The sequence below is a fragment of the Burkholderia sp. B10 genome (assembly GCF_004368385.1).
GTDB lineage: Bacteria > Pseudomonadota > Gammaproteobacteria > Burkholderiales > Burkholderiaceae > Burkholderia > Burkholderia vietnamiensis.
Genome location: NZ_PQMX01000171.1, coordinates 1 through 1208 on the forward strand (window position 1 = coordinate 1; position 1208 = coordinate 1208).

Annotated in this window: 1 protein-coding gene and 2 pseudogenes; all 3 read left to right on the plus strand. The window is 59.1% G+C overall.

From position 1 onward, the window contains the following. Window positions 1-127: pseudogene (locus C3Y15_RS31420) on the plus strand (IS3 family transposase); the annotation flags it as partial. A 47-nt stretch (window positions 128-174) separates the two neighbouring features. Further along, window positions 175-1056: pseudogene (locus C3Y15_RS31425) on the plus strand (helix-turn-helix domain-containing protein); the annotation flags it as partial. Window positions 1057-1123: 67 nt separating this feature from the next. Continuing rightward, the coding region (locus C3Y15_RS31430; RefSeq protein WP_134206827.1) for a transposase at window positions 1124-1208 on the plus strand (85 nt) is incomplete at its 3' end.

The window sequence follows — 1208 nt, forward strand, 5'->3', positions numbered from 1 at the left end:
CGTCGGTTGGCGCGTCAGTTCGTCGATGAGCACGGACTTCGTTCTGGATGCGCTCGAACAGGCGCTGTACGCGCGCCAACCGGGCGACGATGGGACCTTGATACACCACTCCGATAGGGGGGCTCAAGGCGGATTCAACTGGTCGTCGCAACATCTCCAGATTGGAGGTGTTGAATGGGACGACCACTGGGATGGGGCTCGGAACAAACGGGAAGGCCCGTCATGCGATCACCTGGCAGACCGGGTGTCAATCAACTCGATTCGAAGCGAGCATTCTGGAAGTGCATTGCACAAGGTATGGAGACCGAGGCCGCAGCGCTGGCGTGTAACGTATCGCAACCGCTGGGGCCGCGGTGGTTTCGTGAAGCGGGCGGCATGGCACCGATCGACCTGGCGCCACACTCTGGGCGTTATCTGTCATTTTCGGAGCGCGAAGAGATCGCGCTACTGTGGGCGCAGGATTGCAGTGTTCGTGAGATTTCGCGAAGGCTGCAACGGTCGCCGTCAACGATTTCACGCGAGTTACGCCGTAACGCAGCGACCCGCGGTGGTACTCTGGTGTATCGGGCAACGGTTGCCCAATGGAAAGCTGAACGCGCGGCCGAGCGTCCGAAGGCTTCGAAACTGGCAGAGAACGACCAGTTGAGGACATATGTGCAGGATCGCCTGGCTGGAACGGTCACTGACTTTCGGGGCAAGCCGATTCCCGGACCTAACGTTCCGTGGAAAGGACGAAGACAAGGACGTCGTGCGGACCGTCGCTGGGGCACTTGCTGGAGTCCGGAGCAAATCAGTCGGCGAATTCAGATTGACTATCCCGATGATCGATCTATGCGGATCTCCCACGAAGCCATCTATCAGGCACTCTACATTCAAGGCCGGGGCGCTTTGCGACGAGAGCTTACTGCTTGCCTGCGTTCGGGCCGCGCACTTCGCGTGCCGCGGGCCAGGACGCAACAGCGCGGAAAGCACTTCGTCACTCCGGAGGTTATGATCAGTGAACGCCCTGCAGAAATTGCTGATCGTGCTGTTCCAGGGCATTGGGAAGGCGACCTTGACCTGCCCCCTGCAAACAGGGCCGGCCGGAGTCTAGTAAAGTTCGTTTTCGGAGAAGAAGACGAACATGAAGAAGCGCTTTACGGAACAGCAAATCATCGGGTTTCTGAAGGAAGCCGAGGCCGGTATGCCGGTCAAGGAACTGTGCAGGA